Genomic DNA, 20,264 nt, shown 5'->3' with positions numbered 1-20,264 from the left:
TTTTCTAAATCCCCCTAACCAATAAAGAAGTACAGCACTAATAAGATAAAGGATAAACCAAATAAAAGCATGGAAACATCATATGATAATAATTCATATTTACTTATTACTATCAATAAAATAAGAGTCAAACCAATATATAACCATTTTTTATATCTTAACTTCCATTTTTCCTTTTTAATACTTTCTATATTGCTTTTAAGCTCTGATACTTGTTGAACATATTTATTACAAATATCATTCATATCTTTGGCTCTAATACAATAATTAGTTTGGGAAAGATTTCTACTTATAAACTCCACAGGATTTTCAATCTCATCCATTGATATTGATTTCATTACATCTCTAGGATCCTTAATAGTCTTATCAGAAAAAATATCCATAAAGTTATACTTTGTAATATTGGTCATATTAGGATCGGGTTGATCTATTTTCAATTTAGCTGCTAAATTATCCATTGAATCTACAGAAGAGAAATCAGGAATATCTTGCTCTGTTAATTCTGGTCCATTCCCATAAGTTATGGCATTTGATATATTCTCAATTAAAGGGATAACCTTTGGAATCGCTTTTGTAAGTTCATCTAATTTACTTACATCATACTGTAATAACTTTTCCTTTGAAAAATACTTATCAAAGTAAGCCTCAAATGGAGGATAAGCCTTTAATTCATTATATTCCTGCTAAGACAACCATATAATAATTATAATCTACTATTCAAACCTCAACTCAACAGAATCACAAATCCCCCTATATCCTATTTTCTGATAAATACTATTAGATGTGGGATTTTTCAAATCCGTATATAATACACACTTCTTAAATCCATTATTCAATGCTCTCTGGCTTATCTGTGCCACACAGGAGCTGGCGTAACCCTTTGCTCTAAAATATGGAGGAGTATATACATAAGATACAACAATAGCTTTTCCCGTTATCTTTGAATAACCTGCCATAGATACAGGTATTCCATCCACTTCTAAAACATAGTATCGTTTTGTTGCAAGTCTTTGGCGGTATGCTTCTTGATCTTGTGGAACAGTTATTTCTGTATTTCCATAATTGACTTCTGCATGAAAGCCCTCAAACCAATAAGGGAAAAAGCTCATATCTCTTTCCTCTAATAAACGAAGTTTGCCAAATTCTTTAACCTCTGGATTTACTGCCTTAAGCTCATATATCCGCTGTTCCATGACCGTTTTTATGGTTAATCCTTTTCCAGCAGAATATTCCTTGGCAAAATACTCTGCCAAATTTTTTTCTGTGGTCACACCAGGGATATTATAATCTTTTAGGCCATCTATGAGACAATTTATAGCTCTCGAATCAATTATATTATCTGTTGCATAAAGGGTAATATTATAAGCAGGTGTCATTAACGCAGTAAGCCTTATGTCCTTATCATCAGAAACTGTTGCCATAAGCCAATTGGCAGGATCTTTCCATTCCGACTTATCTTTTCCTTGCTGTGCCATTATAATATTGCCAAGTAGAATCACATTCTGCTCCTCGTGATGCATTAGTACATCATAGGTATCTTTGTAGAACTCATGCACATCACTATATAATTTAAATTTCATTATTTCACCTACCTTTTATCATACAATTGTTTTCTTCTTCCCTTTACTTCATCTGAAAGAAAAGGGAAAAATGCCTTTTTAGGAAGCTTGTACAGATTATGTCTATTAGGCATAACAATAGCTAGTTGGCTCTCATCATTATATATTTACCCGGCCATTATTATTTTGTACATTATATAACATTTTATTTCTAAATTTCAAATACTTTGTAGATTATCTCATTACCAATAATATAAAATGCTTTCTGATCATCAATATTATATAGATTTTTGCTCCGATAATTCATCCCACAGAGCATCTTCTGAGTAGTTACATTCATCAAACATTATCATTTTAAGAGCATAAAATGAATGAGCTTCCCAAGGATTATAATTATTACATATATCTATGTAGTTCTGAGCTAATGAAGATATTGTATTTGAAATTCTAAACTGATTAACGGTTTTTCCGGATATATCTATACACTCAAATAAAATACTTTCTTGTTCAGCCAATTTAGTTACTGCTTTCCTTCCGTACATTGTATAATAATTAAACCAGGAATCGTACTTAAACTCTAGATCATTAAAGTTAAACATTACAACAAGAGCTGCGGCATCCTCTCCTTGTACAATTCCTCCCCTAATGTTTACCTTTGGAGCTTTACCTATTCTTTTAAGATTATACTTTCCTTCCTTAATAACAAAAATGGTTTCATGATCATTACTATTTTCTTTTTTAGCCACAACAGAAATAATAGATTCTGCTGGCATATTAAATAAATACTCTCTCATATTCATATAGATGCCACCTTTCCTAAATATCCTATATATCTAATATGTAACTTAATTTTATACTCATATTCTCACTTTTATTTTGGAGTTTAGCATTTGAATGATTTATACACATCTATGGTGCAAAATATGAAAATCAAAAAAATAAAAACCTTGCAAACTCAACATTTGCAAGGTTTTCTTGGTGCGGCGGAGAGGATTCGAACCCCCGACCAACTGGTTCGTAGCCAGCTACTCTATCCAACTGAGCTACCACCGCATAAATGACACTAATAATATAGCACAAGATTTTTAAAATTGCAAATAATTTCGAATGGTAAATGAGACATAATTATGGCATATTCTTTTCCATAGTTGCTGCTTCTCAATTGTTCTTGCGTTAGCTATCTAAATCGTATATGTCGGAAAATTCTATGGATATCTGCTCTTTATTGTCTTGTAGATTTTCAGCACTGACCTCTTCCATTTTTTCTTCTACTAGAGTATAGGGCAGGTATATTATAAATTCACTGCCCTTTCCTTCTTTACTACTTAGTTTTACCGCACCTTGATGTAGTTCTACTAAGGACTTAACTAAGGATAGGCCTATACCAGTGCCATTTCTTCTTTTTTTATCATCGCTGCTGGCTTGAATAAATCTATTGAATATAACTTCCTGTTTGTCTTGTGGAATGCCTTCTCCTTCATCCCTCACAGATATTATTATGGTATCTATTAAATCCTTAATAGTTACATATATATTCTTACCTGCAGGGGTAAATTTTATAGCATTGGACAACAGATTGAGGATTATTCGCTCCATGTAGTCTGCATCAAAGGCCATGATTTTTTCCTCTGTGTCCGTGTCAAAGATTATATTAATTCCTCTAAGCTTTGCATAGTCAACTACAGACATGGTAATGTTTTCCACAGTGCTTACAATGTCCCTATTCTCTAGATTTAATTTTAAATAACCTGCTTCTATTTTTGTTATATCTAATACATTATTAATCATCTTAAGGAGCCTGTAGCAGTTTTGTCTTATTACTTCATTATATTTTTTATAGCTATCTTTTAGGATACTAAGATCCTCTGCTTTACAGGCTTGTTCCTGTAATTGCACTATCCCCATAATTACATTTAAGGGAGTTCTGAGCTCATGGGATAGGTTTGTGAAAAAGTCCCTTTGAGCTCTTTCCGTATTCTTTACTTCTTTAAGAAGCTTTTGGCTCCTTTTATATTCTTCCATGTATCTCTGAGCCTGAAGCTTTTCTGATACATTTTTAATTATTTGAAGATAGGCCTCTTCATCGTAATAGATTATCTTCTTTCCGGAAAGCTCTATATCTAGCACTTTTCCATCATAAGATCTAATAACTTTTAGGTAAACAGACTTTACCTCTTCCCCCTCTTCAATTTTTTCTAGAAATTTCTCATAGGTCTGTACATATTCTCCCATAGGCCTTATGAGTTTGTTGATATTTACTCCCTGTAAATTATTATTGCTACTGCCTGAAAGTATTTTCGAAGCAGCACTATTAGAAAAGATAATTGTATCCTTCTTTCTTATATATACACTGTCACTAACTAAATTAAAAATATTCTTGTAGTTCTTCATTATTTCCATTGGAATACCTCACCATAATATATAGATATTATATCCTATTTTTACCAACAGCTCTATATATTCTACATATGTTGAAGAATTCCTTCCAAATATTGCTATTTTTTGTAATATTTTTATTTTAGTTTAATTCAATTTTTACCTCGCTACCCTTTATACCATGTTGTGCTGGTTCTACCATAAGCCTTATTGGCACCCTGTTTTTTATCTCCTCTACATGGCTTATTATTCCTACAGATAGTCTATCAGAATACAATCTTTCAAGGGAGTCCATAACTGTATCTAAAAGATCATTGTCCAAGGTTCCAAAGCCTTCATCTAGGAAGAAGAATTCTAAGGGGGCACTTCCCTTTAGCTGTATTTGTGAGGATAAGGCTAAGGCTAGACATAGAGAAGTTAAGAAGGTTTCTCCCCCTGAAAGAGTTCCAGTAGCTCTTCGACTTCCTCCATTAAAGTCATCTCTCATTACAAAGTTTCCTGCGCTGTCTATTTCTAGTGCATATCTACCGGAAGTAATATCTTTCAATCTTTTTGAAGCTTCAATACATATATATTTCAGCTGGTTAAGTGCAACAAATTCTACAAACTTATTGCCTTCTATTAGCTTAGCTATATCTTCCACATTGCTGCTAATATGATCTAATTCCCTTTTCTGCTTTAACAGTTCATTGTATTCTGCTAGATTAACTTCCATTTCCTTTATTCTATGAGCTATTTCTGCTCTTTCCTTAATATTATTTTCAAAGGCCTTATTTACCTCTTCCCTTTTATCAATAAGCTGCTGCCACTGCTGCTCTTCAATTCTTGAATTACCAATTTTTTCACTTATTCTGTCTATATTAGCCTTTAAGTTGTTTTTATTATTATCAAAGGCTGTTATTTGCATTTCTTCACCCTTCATAACTTCTTCAGGAAGAATGCTTTTTTCAACTTCCTCACTACTATTAAATTCATTGAGCTTAAGTTGCTGTGATAATCTTTCCTTCTGCTGGGCCAATTGTTGCATTAGCGAATTATTTGTAGTGGTTGCTTTAATAACACTATCATTAAGGCTTCTATTTTCTTCTTTGGTCTTTTCAAGAGCATCCTTTAGTTTACCTTCATACTCTATTAACCTTGTCTTTTCAAGGCGTACTTCTTCTAGATAGCTGGTAACCTCTTTGCCTTCAGACAGTTGCTTAATATATTCTGTTTCCCTGTCTATTACAGCCTTTTTTTCTTTGCCACTTTCTGTAATTTTAACTATTTCTACTTCTAAAGTGGATTTGCTTTTTACAAGCTCCTCCTTTTGCTTGTTAAGCTTATCTATTTCCTCATTTATAAACTTAAGCCTCTGCTGTAGCTCTCGACCCTCTTTTTCCTTTTCCTTTAGCTGTTTTTGTGCAAGGGCCACATCTTCAATGTTATGGAGTCTTTTTAAGTTTTCAACTTCCTCCATCACTGGTTTTAGCTTATTTTCATTATTTTCTATATCTATATTTGTTTCATCATAAGCAGCCTTTTCTGCCTTTAGCTTTTCTATAAGCACAAGCTCTCTTTGCTCTATATTAACCTTACTTTCCTTTTCTAAGGATAAATTTTTCTCCAGATCTTCTTTTTCCTTATTCCATCGTTCTATAGTTTCCGTTAAGCTAATAAATTCTTTTTCTAACTTGGCCTTTTCCTCAATTACCTTCTCTAACTCTAAACCCTTATATTGAGCTTCTAATGGTTCTAGATAAGCAGCTATATACTCACGGTTTTTCTGCAGCAGCTCCTTGTCTACTTCAATCTTCCTTATATTATCCTCCAGATCCTTTTCCTTCTTAATTAGTTCTTCCTTTAGTTGTATCTTCTCTGATAGCTCATCACTGTATTGAAGTGCAGGAGAAGGATGATGAATGGAACCACATACCGGACAGGCTTCCCCTTCTTTTAATTCCTCTGCCAACTTATAGGCAATATGGCTTTTTTGAGATTCCTCGATTTCCCTTTCTACTAACTGCAGCTTTTCAAGGAGCTCTTTAAGCTCACCAGTAAGTTGCTGCTGATTATTATTTAATACCTGAATCTTCTTATCAATTTCCTCTAACTCCGCTATCATTTGCTCCTTATTTTCATTAAAAGTCTTTAGCTCTCCAATTAGCTTTTCTAATTTAAATATAGAATCTTTTTTTTCAAATAAGACATTATTATTTGGCGGTGGTAGCTTTGTAATTTTAGTTAACTTTTCTTCTGTTATTGCAATTTCTCCAAACTTCTTTTCTTTTAAAAGCTTAACTTCCTTTAGGTCCTTTTCAAGCTTAACTATAAGTTCATTTCTCTTTGCCTGCCTATCTTTTAAATCTTGAATAGAAGACTTTAATTTTATAGCTTCTTCTTTAAAAACCGCTAATCTATTTATGTCATCACGATAGGAGGGATCCACTACTATCTCTTCTAGCCTCTTTTCCACCGCTACCTTTTCATCTTGTATTTTAGCAAGCTTATTAGTAACAGTTTCTGAGTTTTTGATAACTTGATCAAGAAGGGCTTTTCTTTCCTTATATTGCTTTAATAAAACTTGTCTCTCAGCCTGAATATCCTTTAACCTATTAACCCTTTCTAAGGCTGCCACAAGATTAGTTTCCTTTTGAATCAGCCTAGGTAGCTCCTTTTCCCTTTGCTCTAATATAATCTTATACTCTGACTCCTTTTTCAAAAGCTGTTCACTGCTAAGCTGTAACTTTTTATTAAGATTTTCTATTTCTAGCTTACAGGCTCTAATCTTCTCTTCTGTGTCCTTCACCGCCTCTAAGAAAGGTTTAACCTTCCAAGCATTTTGAGAGGCTTTTAGCTTCATTCTTCTAGCCTCTATTTCCGGTTCCAGCCTTATTAGTTGCTGATATTTATTTTCGTACTCTATAAGCTCCTGTTGCAATTCCCACAAATTCTTATTTAACTCATACTGCCTGTCTAAATTATCCTTTTCTCTTTTAATTTCTTCTGCCCTATTAGCTAAAAGGTTAAAATACTGCTTAAGCTCCTTATACTTATCTTCACTTATACCTTGATCTTCATAGGTTCTAGCCCTTCCAATAACTAGATTGAGCCTGTCGTTAATAGTCTTTCTTTTATCCTTTATTCTATTACCCAATTGTCGGCCAAAACGCTCTAGACCAAAGAGCCTCTCTAGCATATTTCGCCTGTCCTTACCGGTCAGTTTCAAAAATTCATTAAACTTTCCTTGGGGCAGTACTACAGAACGGGTAAAATCTTCCGCCGTTAATCCTAATATATTTTCTATGCTTTCATTAACCTCTCTAGCTTTTTCTGCTACAGGCAACCATTTACCGCCTTTGTATTCTTTTAAAATTACATGCTTAGATTTATAATTTCCAATTTTATCCCTAGTGATTACTCTTTCTGCACAATAGGTCTTTCTTTGTCCAGAATGTAAGATTTCAAATTCATAACTTACAGATAGAGAGTCGCAATTGGTATTTATAAATTCCTTAGCTTCTCTAGCTATATTTCCATAAAGGGCTATGGTCATCGCATCTAGTATGGTGGACTTTCCGCTACCGGTAGGTCCAAATATACCAAAAAGTCCTTTATCCGTAAGCCTTTTAAAATCTACAATCTGTTCTTCTATAAAGCTATTTAAACCCTTTATAATAAGTTTTATTGGCTTCATTATTCTTCCACCAGCCTTTCATCCTCTTCCTCACCAAGATCTTCTCCCTCATAGGCGAGCTCAGCAAAAACTTCCATAAGCTCTTCCCTTGGCTCCACTCCACGCTGAGAAATGTAAAAGTCTCTAAAGAGCTCTGTTATGCTCTTATCACTTATACTCTGGAATTCTTCTTCCTCCTGATCTAATCCACGGATTTTAGGAACGATCTCCACAATGTCCTTTCTATACTCATTCATAAGCTTGATATATTCCTGTGAAATATATTCATCGGTCTCTATCTCTAAGTAAACCCATATATCTCGCTCACTATTTTCCTTGCATCTTTCAAGAGCCTCATCAATACTTTTACACTTCCATATTTCAATTGGTTTATAATTGCTAAGATATACTTCCTCCACTACAGCTTCAGAGCCTGCCTTTAGCTCTACAACATTCACAGACTTACTGTAGCCTACTTCACTCTTACTATACTGAATAGGAGATCCAGCATAATACGCCTTTAGGTTAGTACCTCTAATTCTTTGAGGTCTATGAAGATGGCCTAAAGCTATATATTGAGCCTTCTTAGGAAGGGCTGAAGGCTCTACTGCTAAAGATCCTCCTAACTCAATCTGTCTTTCTGAGTCACTTCTATCGCTACCCATAACGTAAATATGGGAAACGGCAATGTTTATTGTATCTTCTCTGTAATTAGAGCTTAAACTTTCAAAAAGCTGACCTATTCTTTCTGAATAGCTATTCTTTCTCTCTTCATCTGAATCCTTTTCAATAAATACTTCATTTAAGCGCTTCTCACTAGGATAGGGCAAGGCAATGATTACTACCTTTTCACCTTTTAAATGAACCTCCAGCCATCCTTCTCCAGAAGCAACTACCTCAAAGTTTCCGTATCTACCCGGTTCTACTACAGACTTAGGGGTTCCAAGCATCATAACCCCTTGCTCAGAAGCTAAGGGTGCAGCAGCAATAAGCCTTTCAGGATTATCATGATTACCGGCAATAACTAACACTGCCCTGTTTCCACCGTTAGATAACTTCTTTAAAGTCTCATAAAAAAGCTTCTCTGCCATTGCTGGCGGATTACTGTTATCGTATATATCACCGGCTATTATTACCATATCTATATTGCTTTTCTCTACTATATCTACAAACTCAGCTAGAAACTTCTCCTGTTCATCTAGCCTACTGTTCTTTGTCCCCTCTAAGTTTTTCCCAAGATGCCAATCAGATGTGTGCATTATTCTCATAACTATCAACAGCCTATCTAGGCTGCCCCCCTTTCCTTTGAACAAATTAGCCTTCACTAACAAAATTCTATACTATAATGATACGTTTTATTTAATAAAAATTCTATGGGTAAACCTCAATTCTTTACATAAAATTTAGCTTATATTCATAGCAAGCAAATATTTAATTATGGGAAGGTAATTTTTATTCTCAAGCTTTTTTATCCATTGTGACAAGCTTATGTTTAATATATAATTATAGTAATTTATAGAAAAAACAAGAACATTATCTTTGAGCTGTCACAAGGTATGCAAATTTCAAAACTTATGTGGCAGCCCAATTATAATCGGAGGAAAATGATTATGAAAAATGTTATTTCCAAAAGTATACCCATAAAAATTCTATTATCTGTGATTGTACTAGCCTTGTTAGCTTTTTATTTAAAGATTTTTTTCACTACTGGCGCTTACTTTGAAGATACCTTTCTAAAAAAAGAAACTTCTCATTCTCAAATCCAATATATTGGTTCAAATAAATATGGAGATATTAAAATTACTGTAAAGGAGCTTTCATCTTCTCCTAAAAGTGTAGAGGTAATTTATGAGCTTCCTAACAATATAAAAAAAGAATATACTATCAACTTTAAAAATGATAGCATAGACAATAATGACTCCCTTCTTACTATCGAAAACATAAAGGACGAAGCTGGCAACCTTGTTTTTACCGGAGGTTACTATGATAAGGATAGTCAAATACTTTTAGACGAGAATAAAAATCCTGTTTTTGAAGGTTATTTAAATCCTGTAGTAGAAGGTCAAAATCCATTTATAGCAAATTATAAAGTATCCATAAGCACTACTACGGATTTTGCAACCTCTACTGTGGATAGCCGTAAGGGAAATTTTTATATTTTATTAATTGCCCTCATTATTCTTACTATTATCCTTATAGATATAAAATTCCCCTTATTCTTCTTTACACTTAGATATATGTGGACTGTGGAAAAACCTGAGCCTTCAGATTTTTATACCTTTATGCAGAGGATATGCTGGTACGTGTGCCCTGTCATTTCTATAATTTTGATGATAGTGGCAATTATATAAAAACTGAAATGAACTTAAAAAGGAACGTTGTATTTAGGAAGTTATACCGAATGTATCAACATATGCTATAAATAAAAACGACCTATTTTAAAAAAGATTTTGGAGGAATGACCTATGATAAGATTTGCAGTAAAGGAAGATCTTCCTTTTATATTAGAAATTTATAATGAGGAAATACTAAATGGCATCGCTACCTTTGATTTAGAACCTAAAACCTTAGAGGATAGAACTCAGTGGTTTAATGACCATGGAGAAAATCATCCTATTATTGTCTACGAAACAGAGGGACGAGTAGTAGGTTATGCCTCTTTGTCCCCCTACCGTCCCAAGAAGGCCTATGATAGCAGCGTGGAGCTTTCCATCTATATTCACAAGGACTACCAAGGTAGAGGAATAGGATCAGAGCTAATGAAAGCCATTCTTAAGCTTGCTAGGGAAAATAAAAAACTTCATACTGTTATATCAGTAATAACTGCTGATAATGAAGTGAGCTGTAAGTTTCACGAAAAATTTGGCTTTACCTATTGTGGATGTGTGAAAGAGGTAGGATACAAGTTCGGCAGATTTTTAGATATTGTTACCTATCAATTAATATTATAATAGTTGCAGTCCTATAGGTTAAACTTATTTCACAGAAGGGAATGATGCTAATGAACTGGCTTGAAGCAATAAAAAGATACACCCCTTATAACGAACAGGAAGCAAAAGATAAGGAGCTTACCTTAAAATATAGCTACATCTTCAGCGATATGTTAACAAGGTCTAATGAATTGGTGCATATGACAAGCTCCGCCTTTATTATTAATAAAAATAGACATAAGACCTTGATGATACATCATAACATCTATAACTCCTGGGCTTGGACCGGCGGCCACGCCGATGGCGAAGAAGATCTTCTAAAAGTTGCACTAAAAGAAGCAAGAGAAGAAACCGGGGTCATCAATCTTCGCCCAATACTGGAGGATATTTTTTCACTAGATCTTATCCCCGTATTAGGCCATGTTAAAAAAGGAAAGTACGTTGCACCCCATCTACACATATCAGCGGCATATTTAATTGAGGCTGACGAAAATGATCAGCTTACAATAAAGCCTGATGAAAATAGCGGCGTCATGTGGATTCCCTTGGATGAGATAAACGCTTGGTCTAATGAGTCACACATGAAGAAGATATATAGCAAAATAGTATCTAAAATAAAAGAGCTATAAGAAGAAACAACTTAGAGTATACAGAATTAATGAAAAATTGAGCTGAACTTTCTAGTGACAAGGGCTATGGAGGCAAGATGCTTTCTATTGCCTTACCCATAGCAAAAAAGCTAGGACTAAATAAAGTGCTTATTACCTGCGATAAGACTAATCTTGCTTCTGCTGGCACTATTAAGAGTAATGGTGGAATATTAGAAAATGAGGTTTGTCAGGATGGCGAGATAGTTCAGAGGTATTGGATGGAAATATCTTAAAGAATGTTGGTGACTATATGGAATTTTATCTGCTAGCAGTTTCATATGTGATTTCTTCCCTGATATAAGTACTATTTTGAGTAAAAATGAAGAGACTGAAGATAAGGAACCCTTTTTATGGATTCCTTGGGCTATCTTAGATGCTTACTATTAATGACAAAACTAGTGTAATAGATGTAAAAGCAAAGACCTCTAGGGGTGAAGAGATAGATATAGAAACTGTAAAAAAGCTTAGGGATGTTTTTATAGAAAAACAAATTAAATACCAAAGACATCAAGCACAGGCCAGAGATTATTTTATATTAATCTCTGGCTTGTTTTAGATGTTATAACATATAAAGAAAATCAATAATATAGGAGGTACTTATACAATTGGTATGTTAGGTCAATATATGATGGTAGACAAATCAACATTAGACAGTCTAATAGGCTTAGAAAATGATGACTTAATTGAAAGCCTTGAGAAATTATGTGAGGAAAATGAGGTTTACGACATAGACAAACTATGGGATGGATTACACTTCATACTGACAGGCAAGTCAGCTTGTCAACCTATTGAAGGGCACAGACTCAGCGAAGCAATTGTTGGAGTAACCTTGTTTAATGATGAGGATGCAGACTTTATTACTTACATTGAAACAGAAGATTTGAACCATATTGTTAAGGCATTAGAGAAGGTAGATGTTATTGAATTAAGAAGTAACTTTGACACTTCAAAATTAAGAGAGTCAGAAATTTATCCTGCTATATGGGATGATAATGAAAAAGATAGCTTATGTGATGAATTGATTCAGGAATATACTAACTTGCTTAATTTCTATAAGAAAGCTTTGGCGAAGAAGGCTAATATTGTAGTAAGCATCTATTAATTCTTATGCATAAGCACTGAATATGGACACTTTTCTTAAAAAGGTTGAAATGAGAGGATTTATAAAGAATATGAGTAACGTGGCACTTCTTTTAGTACTTATGCTACATTTTGATACTTTAATACGAATAAACTTAATGTTTATTAATAATGATCTTGATACCATAGAATAATAGAATATAAGATGATTTCTAATTTTCATAAGTATAATATCTGATAACAATGAAGTAAATAATCTGTATCAATAATAAGAAATGTCCATAAAAGATTGCATTAATCATATAATATAAGTTCATAGGACAAGTATTCAAGCATATCCATCGTTGAATTGAATTTCATTATTTGCTACAATCATCAAGGGGAATGAAGTTCTCCCTTGGTTTATACCTAAACCGCATTTAACGCTAATGACTTCTGTTTTCTTACAGGGTTATTAGCTTTTTATTTTTGAAAAAGAAGGGAGTAACAAAAATGTTAACCTTGAAAAAGATCTTAATCAATTATAAGGATGTATTTTTATTAGGCCTTATTGCTATCATTATAGGACTTATAGTTGGCACAATTGAAACTGTTTTTGGTAAAGTTTTATTAGAAGTAACCAATATAAGAAGTAATCATGTCTTTCTATTGACCCCCTTTCTTCCAGTAGCTGGTATACTTATAGCCTTTACTTATTCTAAAATAGGCAAAAATAGCATAAAAGGAATGTCCCTAATTTTTTCAGCTGGATTTGATGAGAAAGAAACTATACCAAAGAGATTAGTGCCTTTAGCTATGGTTAGTACATGGATAACCCATCTATTTGGGGGTAGTGCTGGCCGTGAAGGTGTAGCTGTTCAGATAGGAGGGACTGTTGGACACGCTGTAGGAAGAAAATTAGGTCTTAAGGATAATAAATCTAAAATCCTACTTATAACTGGTATGGCTGCAGGCTTTGCTGGACTGTTCCATACCCCTCTAGCTGCCATCTTCTTCGCCATGGAGCTTCTTACTGCTGGTGTAGTTGAATATTCTGCTTTGTTTCCTTGTATAATAGCAGCTTTTGTAGCCAACTATACATCACTGGCCTTAGGTCTTGAAAAGTCTGTTGTAAATTTAAATTGCTCATTAGAACTAAATGTATATTTAATTCTAAAAATTGTCCTTTTAGGTATTCTTTTTGGTATTATTGGAGGTCTATTTGCTTATGCTTTGAATTTTTCTAAAAAGTTCTTCAGTAAAAGTATTAGTAATCCTATTTTAAGGATTTTTATTATGGGTTGTATATTAAGTGTTTTATTTCTGCTTTTACATAAAGGTAGATATTCTGGTTTAGGATCAAATTTGATAACAGCGGCTTTTTCTAATGGTAAGGTCTATGGATATGACTGGATACTTAAATTTATACTTACAATTTTAACCCTCAGCGTTGGTTTTCAGGGCGGTGAGGTAACACCCCTATTTTCTATAGGTGCAAGTCTGGGCGCTATTATAGCACCAATTTTCGGCTTGCCAATTGAATTTGTAGCAGCTCTTGGCTATGTTGCTCTATTTGGTAGTGGTACCAATACAATTCTTGCTCCTATTTTTATTGGTGGAGAAATATTTGGATTTGATTACCTACCCCATTTCTTTGTAGTTTCATCCATAGCTTACGTTTTCAACGGAAATAAGTCAATCTATTCTTCGCAAAAGATTTTAAATAACTTTTAATAAATGTAATGAGTTCTGGGAGGACATTGAGCACAGGGAAGGATTTTAACATTAATCTTTCAATGTATTCAATGTTCTTCTTAAATAATAATCACCTGATGAATTTCTAAAAGAATCTTCTTAAATTGATATCCTACTAGGTCTCCAATCTATTCCTTATATACATTCATCAGAAAAATGTTAACTCCCTCATTATTGAACATTGCAAAACGATTTACATTTCTCCCGCTGACTTTCATGTCCAATAGTTTTTAATAAAAGTCTAATGACTTTTGAATCTTAAATCTATATTTTAAAAATTATAATCTTAACTATAAATATTTAAAGTATTACTTTAAATTTATATTGACATAGGTAAATTCTTCATGCTAATATAACTTTGAAATTATCAGTATAGAGGAAGGACAATTGAGATGGAAGAAAGAATTAATAAATTAAAGAAAGGTGTTAAAACTGATGGTATTATTACATTAATAATAGTATTAATAATGTTAGCTAGTTCTGTGGCCTCATTAGTAGATATTATAAAGCTTTCTAACAAGAATTCTCAGGCCTTTGAGGTTAAAATACTTAATGATGGAAAAGATAAAGGAAATTACTGCTTATTTATGGATGGTGAAAATCAAGGTCCTGTGGATTATAATGAATACCTGGCATATGTAGATTCAAATGGAAATATTAACGTTAAAATATGCCATATAGCAGCTGGCATAGCTGTTCTTATTAGAAGACCTTTTATGGCTGTAATCTTCTATTTTGCTTATCTTATATTAAAAAATATATTTAAGCCTTTCTGCAAAAATAATATAAGAACTTTAAGAATAATGTCACTTTTAACACTACTTTTATCATGCGTACCAGCATTGGTTGAAGATGTTATAAAAGCTGTAACTTTCGGCAATACAACTATAGTATTCTCTCAAATGGACTTTTTCGCATTTATGATGGCAGTATTATTAGGCATTATATCGGAAGTATTTAAATATGGTAATTACCTTCAAGAAGAAATTGAACAGATTGCATAGGAGGTCATAATATGGCTATAGTAGTCAGATTGGACAGAATAATGGCTGACAGAAAAATATCCTTAAACCAGTTATCAGAGAAGGTTAATATGACCAATGTGAACTTATCTAATTTAAAAAACGGAAAAATGAAGGGTATAAGATTTGAAACAATGAATGCCATATGTAAGGTTTTAAAATGTCAGCCTGGAGATCTTTTTGAATATGTAGAGGATTAGTGACTTAAACCTTATATATTTTGATAGAATATATACTGTAAAATATAAGATATTGGCTTAAAGTTAATTTTAATTATGGTTAACTTTAGATATAATATAACGGAATGAAAATATTATTCCTCCTACTCTCAGAATATTTACAAGTGTTAATAAACAAAAGGACTGATATACATGTTAGATCTTTGCTTATTAGGTTGTGGAGGCAGTTTACCCGTTCCTCAGCGGGGACTTACATCCCTACTCCTATCCTATAATGGAAGAAAAATATTAATAGATTGTGGCGAAGGTACCCAGGTGTCTATGAAAATTCTAGGCTGGGGCTTTAAAACCATAGATGTGATTTGTTTTACTCATGCCCATGCAGATCATGTGGTAGGTTTACCTGGTTTACTGCTAACCATAGCAAATTCAGAGCGAGAAGAGCCTTTAACTATAATTGGACCACCGGGCTTTCTTAAGATTCTTAATGGTCTTAGGGTTTTGTGTCCTCAGCTTCCTTATGATATAAACTTTATAGAAGCTAATTTAGAGGGCGGAATAAATTTAAGTATAGATGATTTATCTATACATAGCCTAGCTCTAGATCATACTGTAAGCTGTGTTGGTTACAGTATATACGTAGCAAGAGCAAGAAAATTTGATCCTAACAAGGCTAGAGCAAACAATATTCCTGTAACCCTATGGAGTAAGCTTCAAAAGGGCGAAACTGTGGAACAGGACGGGATAACCTACCATCCAGATATGGTTTTAGGTGAAAGTCGTCAAGGTTTAAAGCTAAGCTACTTTACCGATACAAGACCCTTTGATGGTCTGATAGAGTTTGTAAAGGATAGCGACCTGCTTATTGCAGAAGGTATGTATGCTGAGGATAATGAAATTGATAAGGCTATAAAAAATAAGCATATGCTCTTTAGCGAAGCTGCTACTATAGCTAGGGATGCAAATGTAAAAGAACTATGGCTCACTCACTTTAGTCCTTCTCTATCTAACCCAGAGGACTACATTGAAAATGCCTCCAGCATCTTTAGTAATACAGTTATAGGTTCAGATAGACTAACCAAAAAATTAACCTTCCCTCAAAATAGTTGAAAGGAGTATTTATAGAATGGATTTAGAAAGAATTTTAGCAATGGATCCTTATATGCTTCTAAGTATGGTTAATATGAAGCTTAGAGATTTTTATTCTTCCTTAGATAGCCTATGTGATGATTGGGATGTAAACCCTTCTGTTATTGAAGATAAATTAAAGACCGTAGGATATACTTATAATAAGGAAAGCAATCAGTTCGTAGCCATATAATATTATCTACCACAAATACATGTTAGAATGAGAGCTGTTGCACAATAACTAGTTTGCTAGTTATGCAACAGTCTTTTTTTACATAAAAAATGCTCCCTATTGCTTGTCCTATTCTTTCGCTTATTTATCAACATTTTTTAAATCAAAGCAATATATTTGAAAAAGTGCTATCCTACCTTTAAAAGCTAAAAAAGCGAGGAAAAGGCAGCAGACAAATTCCAAGTCCAAAAGATATAAAAATTGCCGGTTTGCATGGAAAGGCTACAAACCGGCATTTACTATTAATCTTTCTTTACAGCAAATTTCTCATAAGCATACAGGATAAATGGAATAGTGTAGGCCTGTAGTATGGTCTGACCTATCTGCTCAATAAATCTAGGTATCCAGAACACTATAAAGCCTGGCTTATTAACTCCTACCCAAGTAGCAAGTATTATAAAGGTATTAATAGTAGTCTCTATAAGACCAGGTATACCTACTGCAATTAGTAGCTTTAGAGAATATTTATGTACAAATTCTACTTTGAACTTTTTTCTTATGGCCCAATCAATAAAGAAGAGTAATATCCCTACCACTGACAAAATTTCAAGGCCATATATAGCAAAATATTTATTTTTCAAGGAACCAATAAACTGAGCCCAATTGGAGTCTTGGTAGAATAAAAAGCATATATGATTAACTAGTCCAATAACTCCTATGAGGATAAATATGATTATAAATATCTTTTGAAAGCTTTCCGCATTAAACCGCTTTATGTTCTTCCATAGTATAGCTATTAGTACACCAGACATAATAGCGGTGAGAGTGTACCAAGGTAAGTAGGCACCTGTAGGCTTCATAAGAAATCCTATAACATCAACTATGGCACCAGTTATTCCCCCAAACAATGGTCCAAAAAGCAAAGCTGGAATTTTAGAAAATATACCAGATATACCAATTCTCATAGCTGGTACCCCACCTATGTATACCATCTGGCTAAAGGTTCTTACTGCTAGAGCCATAGCTATGATAACTCCAGTAAATACAACCTTTCTAATGTAATCTTTTTGTTTGTTTTTGTCCATAAAAAAACCCCCTTAATATCTTAGTTCAATTTTGATTTTTGATAAAAAGACCAAGTTATAAGAACTAGAAACTCTGCTGTGGCAAAACATGTTTTATGGACCTTTCCTATGTTAAGTTTACTTAGTAACAAGATAAAAGGTCTTTCCTTCCTTTTATCTTGTTACATTAAAAAGAAAGAAAGACCTTTTAACGTAACAGTGGATGAAATATTACATCGCAAACCTAAATTTAGGTTTTTCGTTTAGAGGCTATACTCCCATCCTCTAACACTTAACGCGTAATACCTGCTCTGCTACAGCTTACATTTCTATTTACTTTTAACTTAACCACATTATAACATAGGGTATATTGCTTGTCTACATTTATTTTATTACTTTTATAGAATAAGAGACATTTTTTTTATATTGTGTTATAATTCTCCTAAGCTAAAGAAGAATAAATGTCAAAATAAGTTAGTTTTATGCGAAAAAGATCTTAAGCTAAAGGAGATTTTGCTATGAGCTATGTGCCAAAATTAAAGATTGGAGACAATATTGGTATTTTTTCACCATCATCTCCTATAACCTGCTCCTGCCCTAAAAGGTTTGAAAGAGCAAAAAAATACCTTCAGGATAAGGGTTTTAAAATTATAGAAGGTAACCTTACAGGAAAACATGATTTTTATAGATCTGGAAACATTCAAGAAAGGGCAGAAGAATTAAATGAGTTAATTAGAAATCCAAAGGTTAGATGTATTATGTCTACCATTGGTGGTATGAATTCAAATTCTATACTTCCCTATATAGATTATGAGTCCTTCAAAAAAGATCCTAAAATAATCATAGGTTACTCTGATGTTACTGCAATTTTATTAGCTATATATGCACAAACTGGAATAAGTACCTATTATGGACCTGCATTAGTTGCATCTTTTGGAGAACTGCCGCCCTTTGTGGACTATACATACAAATATTTTAAGGAAATTACTATGGATGATACAAAAACTCCCCATGTCCTTGATATGCCTAAATATTGGACAGATGAATATATTAACTGGGAGACACAGGATAGAAGTAAGGAAAAACATGAAAATTCTTGGATAACCGTTTATGATGGTGTTGCTAGAGGCAGAATTATAGGAGGAAACTTAAATACAATGGCGGGAATATGGGGCAGCAAGTATATGCCGGAAATAAAAGAGGGAGACATACTTTTTATTGAAGATTCTTTAAAAAATATTGCCACTATAGAAAGAAGTTTTTCGCTTTTAAAATTAAACGGAGTCTTTGATAAGGTTTCTGGAATAATTCTAGGAAAACATGAGTTGTTTGATGATTTAAATACTGGTAGAAAGCCCTATGAAGTATTGTTAGAAGTATTAGGAGATAAAAAACTACCTTTTATCGCAGACTTCGATTGCTGCCATACCCATCCAATGTTCACCTTACCAATAGGAGCTACTATTGAATTAAATGCAACAGAAAAAAAGGTATCAATTATAGAATTTTAATTTTAGAAAATCGAGCAAATTAAAAGCTCGATTTTTATAATTTCAATGGTTTTGTCACATATATTCTAAAGGTATCTTTTATGTCCATTCCATTTTCAAGCATATTCAATCCTAATAAGGGCATAATATGCACAGATAGGGTTAATAGTATTATAGTTTTCCACTTCTTCATTTGTTATCACCTCACATTATTATAGCAGGCGGTTACTTTGTTATTTATATTTATATTGTTTCAAATTTTAAGTTAATTATACATTTATTATTTTGAGATGAAATTTAACGGTTAGCTATCTTGTCAGCTTCCATAACTTTATTTTTTATTTTATCCTTATAGTATTTTACTAATTCGGGATATTGCTACAAATCCTTCTTACCTTCTTCAGTAAGCTTATATACCCCCTTTTCTAGCCTTTCAAACCAACCATAATAATTTTGATTTAAAATAGAAGTTGTCTTTTTATTATCACTGCCAAGGGACCTAAGCTCCTTTGTAGATAAAGGTCCATATAGGTCTAAACAGGAAGCTATTAATATAGCAGCTTCTCTATAAGCAGTCACCAATTTTTTACCCCTGCTTCCTCCTTTATTTAAATCTATATTTCTTCCTTCTATCTCCTTTATTAAGAGTTTTCTTTTCTTCTTATTTAGCTGTATGCTCTTATTTCTATCAAAAGGTACAGGCTCCTGGACCACTTCTACAGTACTTAATCCATCTTTTATATGCACTAAAATTAAACCTAGTTCCAATCGCCTTAATAAATGTAATGTATCCTTCCACTTAGCATTAATCTTAAATCTTTTAGGCTTTGGTATAGCTATATAAACAAGATCCGCAGTACGCTGTCTAATAACTGCCTGAGTTAATAGATTTACTGTGAGGTTTTTCTTTAACTCTATAATAATAAGTTCTTCTTCCTTTAGCGCTGTAATATCACAGCCTCTTACCTCTCCATTAACCTTGTAGCCTAAAGCTTGGAAATATTCTTTCACTGGAGGGTATAAATCCTCCTCCTTTATTTCATCCTTCATTATTTCACACCTTTTTATTTATTCTTAACTATATTATACTGATTGATTAAGTTTTCTACAAAAAATTATGGGGTATTACAGGAATAAAAACCCATAAAAGTGGACCCTTATTAATAAAGATTATGTTCTGTATTTCTTTACCTGATAAATTATGTTATAATTTACGAAACTGTTT

22 protein-coding genes, 1 tRNA gene and 2 riboswitches are annotated in these 20,264 nt (G+C 33.1%); of the genes, 13 read left to right on the top strand and 10 right to left on the bottom strand.

All coding sequences use genetic code 11. The features are described 5' to 3' along the window. Nucleotides 1–14: 14 nt before the first annotated feature. The 7 genes from N3C_RS06645 to N3C_RS06615 all read right to left on the bottom strand — a co-directional run bounded on the left by N3C_RS06645 (nt 15) and on the right by N3C_RS06615 (nt 8,858). Nucleotides 15–458, bottom strand: a complete 444-nt coding sequence (locus N3C_RS06645; protein WP_074365277.1) for a hypothetical protein — start codon at nt 456–458, stop codon at nt 15–17. 255 nt (nt 459–713) lie between these two features. Further along, nucleotides 714–1,580: a GNAT family N-acetyltransferase gene (locus tag N3C_RS06640; protein WP_074365276.1), complete on the bottom strand. Its 867-nt coding sequence runs from the start codon at nt 1,578–1,580 to the stop codon at nt 714–716. Nucleotides 1,581–1,837: 257 nt separating this feature from the next. After that, nucleotides 1,838–2,359, bottom strand: a complete 522-nt coding sequence (locus tag N3C_RS06635; protein ID WP_074365275.1) for a hypothetical protein — start codon at nt 2,357–2,359, stop codon at nt 1,838–1,840. Nucleotides 2,360–2,535: 176 nt separating this feature from the next. Beyond that, nucleotides 2,536–2,612 (bottom strand) — tRNA-Arg (locus N3C_RS06630). Nucleotides 2,613–2,732: 120 nt separating this feature from the next. After that, nucleotides 2,733–3,959, bottom strand: a complete 1,227-nt coding sequence (locus tag N3C_RS06625) for a PAS domain-containing sensor histidine kinase (protein WP_074365274.1) — start codon at nt 3,957–3,959, stop codon at nt 2,733–2,735. 118 nt (nt 3,960–4,077) lie between these two features. Beyond that, nucleotides 4,078–7,611, bottom strand: a complete 3,534-nt coding sequence (locus N3C_RS06620; RefSeq protein WP_074365273.1) for an AAA family ATPase — start codon at nt 7,609–7,611, stop codon at nt 4,078–4,080. Beyond that, nucleotides 7,611–8,858: an exonuclease SbcCD subunit D gene (locus N3C_RS06615; RefSeq protein WP_074365272.1), complete on the bottom strand. Its 1,248-nt coding sequence runs from the start codon at nt 8,856–8,858 to the stop codon at nt 7,611–7,613. Before N3C_RS06615 ends, N3C_RS06620 begins: the two co-directional genes overlap by 1 nt. Nucleotides 8,859–9,200: 342 nt before the next feature. Between N3C_RS06615 and N3C_RS06610 the strand changes: the two genes are divergently transcribed. The 12 genes from N3C_RS06610 (at nt 9,201) to N3C_RS06560 (ending at nt 16,506) form a co-directional block, all read left to right on the top strand. Then, entirely contained in the window at nt 9,201–9,941 is a 741-nt protein-coding gene (locus N3C_RS06610) for a DUF6199 family natural product biosynthesis protein (protein WP_074365271.1), read from the top strand. Between the two features lie 114 nt (nt 9,942–10,055). After that, the gene (locus N3C_RS06605) at nt 10,056–10,541 is read left to right on the top strand and encodes a GNAT family N-acetyltransferase (protein WP_074365270.1); all 486 of its coding nucleotides are present in this window, start codon (nt 10,056–10,058) and stop codon (nt 10,539–10,541) included. A 50-nt stretch (nt 10,542–10,591) separates the two neighbouring features. Continuing rightward, nucleotides 10,592–11,149, top strand: coding sequence for an NUDIX hydrolase (locus tag N3C_RS06600; RefSeq protein ID WP_074365321.1), 558 nt, complete (start codon nt 10,592–10,594; stop codon nt 11,147–11,149). Nucleotides 11,150–11,226: 77 nt separating this feature from the next. Then, nucleotides 11,227–11,403, top strand: a complete 177-nt coding sequence (locus tag N3C_RS06595) for a GNAT family N-acetyltransferase (protein ID WP_178377784.1) — start codon at nt 11,227–11,229, stop codon at nt 11,401–11,403. A 140-nt stretch (nt 11,404–11,543) separates the two neighbouring features. Beyond that, nucleotides 11,544–11,726, top strand: a complete 183-nt coding sequence (locus N3C_RS06590; protein WP_074365269.1) for a hypothetical protein — start codon at nt 11,544–11,546, stop codon at nt 11,724–11,726. A 54-nt stretch (nt 11,727–11,780) separates the two neighbouring features. Next, entirely contained in the window at nt 11,781–12,272 is a 492-nt protein-coding gene (locus N3C_RS06585) for a YfbM family protein (RefSeq protein WP_083604453.1), read from the top strand. A 22-nt stretch (nt 12,273–12,294) separates the two neighbouring features. Next, a complete protein-coding gene (locus tag N3C_RS15005; protein ID WP_178377783.1) occupies nt 12,295–12,444 on the top strand; it encodes a hypothetical protein in 150 nt (49 codons plus the stop codon). 177 nt (nt 12,445–12,621) lie between these two features. Then, nucleotides 12,622–12,695: riboswitch (Fluoride riboswitch) on the top strand. A 47-nt stretch (nt 12,696–12,742) separates the two neighbouring features. Beyond that, nucleotides 12,743–13,963 carry a chloride channel protein gene (locus N3C_RS06580; RefSeq protein WP_074365267.1) on the top strand — a complete coding sequence of 407 codons (1,221 nt, stop codon included), beginning with the start codon at nt 12,743–12,745 and terminating at the stop codon, nt 13,961–13,963. Nucleotides 13,964–14,376: 413 nt separating this feature from the next. After that, nucleotides 14,377–14,988 (top strand): DUF2975 domain-containing protein, encoded by a 612-nt coding sequence (locus N3C_RS06575; RefSeq protein WP_074365266.1) that lies wholly within the window; start codon nt 14,377–14,379, stop codon nt 14,986–14,988. An 11-nt stretch (nt 14,989–14,999) separates the two neighbouring features. Next, complete coding sequence (locus N3C_RS06570) at nt 15,000–15,206, top strand: helix-turn-helix domain-containing protein (protein ID WP_074365265.1); 207 nt, start codon at nt 15,000–15,002, stop codon at nt 15,204–15,206. A 171-nt stretch (nt 15,207–15,377) separates the two neighbouring features. Next, the gene (locus N3C_RS06565) at nt 15,378–16,295 is read left to right on the top strand and encodes a ribonuclease Z (RefSeq protein ID WP_074365264.1); all 918 of its coding nucleotides are present in this window, start codon (nt 15,378–15,380) and stop codon (nt 16,293–16,295) included. A gap of 16 nt (nt 16,296–16,311) precedes the next feature. After that, nucleotides 16,312–16,506 carry a DUF4250 domain-containing protein gene (locus N3C_RS06560; RefSeq protein WP_074365263.1) on the top strand — a complete coding sequence of 65 codons (195 nt, stop codon included), beginning with the start codon at nt 16,312–16,314 and terminating at the stop codon, nt 16,504–16,506. 281 nt (nt 16,507–16,787) lie between these two features. Here the strand turns inward: N3C_RS06560 and N3C_RS06555 are convergent, their stop codons facing one another. Beyond that, a complete protein-coding gene (locus N3C_RS06555; protein ID WP_074365262.1) occupies nt 16,788–17,570 on the bottom strand; it encodes an ECF transporter S component in 783 nt (260 codons plus the stop codon). Nucleotides 17,571–17,764: 194 nt separating this feature from the next. Next, nucleotides 17,765–17,865: riboswitch (THF riboswitch) on the bottom strand. A 202-nt stretch (nt 17,866–18,067) separates the two neighbouring features. On the opposite strand from N3C_RS06555, the gene N3C_RS06550 reads away from it, so the two are divergent. Next, on the top strand, nt 18,068–19,060 hold the full coding sequence (locus N3C_RS06550; RefSeq protein WP_074365261.1) for a S66 family peptidase: 993 nt from the start codon (nt 18,068–18,070) through the stop codon (nt 19,058–19,060). A gap of 34 nt (nt 19,061–19,094) precedes the next feature. Here N3C_RS06550 and N3C_RS15000 read toward each other — a convergent pair whose 3' ends face one another. Together N3C_RS15000 and N3C_RS06545 are read right to left on the bottom strand one after the other, a co-directional pair. Further along, on the bottom strand, nt 19,095–19,232 hold the full coding sequence (locus tag N3C_RS15000; protein ID WP_178377782.1) for a hypothetical protein: 138 nt from the start codon (nt 19,230–19,232) through the stop codon (nt 19,095–19,097). Nucleotides 19,233–19,417: 185 nt separating this feature from the next. Beyond that, entirely contained in the window at nt 19,418–20,089 is a 672-nt protein-coding gene (locus N3C_RS06545) for a DUF2161 family putative PD-(D/E)XK-type phosphodiesterase (protein WP_074365260.1), read from the bottom strand. Nucleotides 20,090–20,264: the final 175 nt, after the last annotated feature.

The organism is Clostridium sp. N3C, from assembly GCF_900095445.1.
In the GTDB taxonomy this organism is placed as follows: Bacteria; Bacillota; Clostridia; order Clostridiales; family Clostridiaceae; genus Clostridium_AU.
This window is presented reverse-complemented; position numbering and strand designations above follow the sequence as displayed.

Coding starts and splice junctions, on each gene's coding strand:
- N3C_RS06560 (WP_074365263.1), top strand. CDS start 16,312: ATGGATTTAGAAAGAATTTTAGCAATGGATCCTTATATGCTTCTAAGT.
- N3C_RS06605 (WP_074365270.1), top strand. CDS start 10,056: ATGATAAGATTTGCAGTAAAGGAAGATCTTCCTTTTATATTAGAAATT.
- N3C_RS15005 (WP_178377783.1), top strand. CDS start 12,295: ATGGACACTTTTCTTAAAAAGGTTGAAATGAGAGGATTTATAAAGAAT.
- N3C_RS06570 (WP_074365265.1), top strand. CDS start 15,000: ATGGCTATAGTAGTCAGATTGGACAGAATAATGGCTGACAGAAAAATA.
- N3C_RS06595 (WP_178377784.1), top strand. CDS start 11,227: ATGCTTTCTATTGCCTTACCCATAGCAAAAAAGCTAGGACTAAATAAA.
- N3C_RS06600 (WP_074365321.1), top strand. CDS start 10,592: ATGAACTGGCTTGAAGCAATAAAAAGATACACCCCTTATAACGAACAG.
- N3C_RS06625 (WP_074365274.1), bottom strand. CDS start 3,959: ATGGAAATAATGAAGAACTACAAGAATATTTTTAATTTAGTTAGTGAC.
- N3C_RS06640 (WP_074365276.1), bottom strand. CDS start 1,580: ATGAAATTTAAATTATATAGTGATGTGCATGAGTTCTACAAAGATACC.
- N3C_RS06565 (WP_074365264.1), top strand. CDS start 15,378: ATGTTAGATCTTTGCTTATTAGGTTGTGGAGGCAGTTTACCCGTTCCT.
- N3C_RS06590 (WP_074365269.1), top strand. CDS start 11,544: ATGCTTACTATTAATGACAAAACTAGTGTAATAGATGTAAAAGCAAAG.
- N3C_RS06575 (WP_074365266.1), top strand. CDS start 14,377: ATGGAAGAAAGAATTAATAAATTAAAGAAAGGTGTTAAAACTGATGGT.
- N3C_RS06545 (WP_074365260.1), bottom strand. CDS start 20,089: ATGAAGGATGAAATAAAGGAGGAGGATTTATACCCTCCAGTGAAAGAA.
- N3C_RS06585 (WP_083604453.1), top strand. CDS start 11,781: ATGTTAGGTCAATATATGATGGTAGACAAATCAACATTAGACAGTCTA.
- N3C_RS06620 (WP_074365273.1), bottom strand. CDS start 7,611: ATGAAGCCAATAAAACTTATTATAAAGGGTTTAAATAGCTTTATAGAA.
- N3C_RS06610 (WP_074365271.1), top strand. CDS start 9,201: ATGAAAAATGTTATTTCCAAAAGTATACCCATAAAAATTCTATTATCT.
- N3C_RS06580 (WP_074365267.1), top strand. CDS start 12,743: ATGTTAACCTTGAAAAAGATCTTAATCAATTATAAGGATGTATTTTTA.
- N3C_RS06615 (WP_074365272.1), bottom strand. CDS start 8,858: ATGAGAATAATGCACACATCTGATTGGCATCTTGGGAAAAACTTAGAG.
- N3C_RS06635 (WP_074365275.1), bottom strand. CDS start 2,359: ATGAATATGAGAGAGTATTTATTTAATATGCCAGCAGAATCTATTATT.
- N3C_RS06555 (WP_074365262.1), bottom strand. CDS start 17,570: ATGGACAAAAACAAACAAAAAGATTACATTAGAAAGGTTGTATTTACT.
- N3C_RS15000 (WP_178377782.1), bottom strand. CDS start 19,232: ATGAAGAAGTGGAAAACTATAATACTATTAACCCTATCTGTGCATATT.
- N3C_RS06645 (WP_074365277.1), bottom strand. CDS start 458: ATGGATAATTTAGCAGCTAAATTGAAAATAGATCAACCCGATCCTAAT.
- N3C_RS06550 (WP_074365261.1), top strand. CDS start 18,068: ATGAGCTATGTGCCAAAATTAAAGATTGGAGACAATATTGGTATTTTT.